The sequence below is a fragment of the Streptomyces niveiscabiei genome, from assembly GCF_001419795.1.
GTDB lineage: Bacteria > Actinomycetota > Actinomycetes > Streptomycetales > Streptomycetaceae > Streptomyces > Streptomyces niveiscabiei.
Map to the genome: position 1 here is coordinate 1 of NZ_LIRL01001418.1, position 1,231 is coordinate 1,231.

1 protein-coding gene is annotated in these 1,231 nt (G+C 72.6%); it reads left to right on the forward strand.

Going from position 1 to position 1,231, the window contains the following annotated elements; all coding sequences use genetic code 11:
- Nucleotides 1–1,199, forward strand: a 1,199-nt coding sequence (locus AOK24_RS44620) for a DUF418 domain-containing protein (protein WP_055725499.1), incomplete at its 5' end; no start/stop codon positions are given.
- Between the last annotated feature and the right edge of the window lie 32 nt (nt 1,200–1,231).

Genomic DNA, 1,231 nt, shown 5'->3' on the forward strand with positions numbered 1-1,231 from the left:
CCCCCGGGCCCGCCACGACGACGCCCCCCGCGACGTCGACCGCGCGGCTCGTCGGTGTCGACCTCGCCCGCGCTCTCGCCGTGTTCGGGATGTTCGCCGTGCACGTCGGCCCCTTTCCCGACCCCGACGGCGGCGTCGGCGACTGGTTCCTGGAACTGGCCAGCGGCCGGGCCTCCGCCCTGTTCGCCACCCTCGCGGGCTTCTCCCTGATGCTCATCGCCGGCCGCCGCGAACCCAAGACCGGCCTGGCCGGACGCCAGGCCAGAGCCCGGATCCTGATCCGCGCCGCGATCCTGCTCGTCGTCGGCAGCGCCCTGGCCATGACCAACTTCGGCGGCGCCGGCATCCTCAACTTCTACGCCCTGTACTTCCTGCTGGCCATCCCCCTGCTGAAACTGCGGGCCAGGACCCTCGCCACGATCGCCGTCACCCTCGCGGTCGTCACCCCCCAGCTGGCCTTCGTGCTGCGCGCCCTGCTCACCGAGTCCGCGGTCCGCACCATCGACGCCTACGACCCCCTCGCCCGCATCAGCGGCGTCGGCGTCCTGGACCTCGTGCTCACCGGCCTCTACCCGGCGATCACCTGGATGACCTTCGTCGTCACCGGCATGACCCTCGGCCGGCTCGACCTGGCCTCCACGGCGGTACGGCGACGCCTCGCCGCGACCGGCGCCGCGATGATCGCCTTCGGGTACGGCGTCGCGTGGCTGCTGCTGCGCGTGACCGGCGGCGCCCAGCACCTCACCGGTGGCCTGCCCAAACCCGACGACCTCGCGAAGGGGCCGGTGTCCTTCGACATGCCCGTCGGCAGCGGCCTGTGGGACAGCGCCTGGGGGCTGATCGCGGCCGAACCGCACAGCGGCTCCACCCTCGACCTCATCGGCAGCCTCGGCATCGCGATCATTGTGATCCTGTGCGCGACGCTGGCCATGGAGCGCCTGCACTGGCTGCGCCGGCTGGCGGCCCCCGTCATCGCCGTCGGCACCATGTCCCTGACCCTGTACGTCGGTCACATCCTGGTCATCCTCGCCCTGCCCGGCGAGTCGGCCACCCCGCCGCAGTCCGCCTCCACCGCGCTGCTGCTCTCGTTCATCGCCGGAGCCACCCTGTTCGCCGGGGTGTGGTCCCGCTTCGCCAGGCGAGGCCCCCTGGAGCATCTGCTCAACCTCGCCACCCGACGGGCCAGTTCCCTCCGCTGAGCCCGGCGGACGGCTCCCCCTTCGTCACGAAG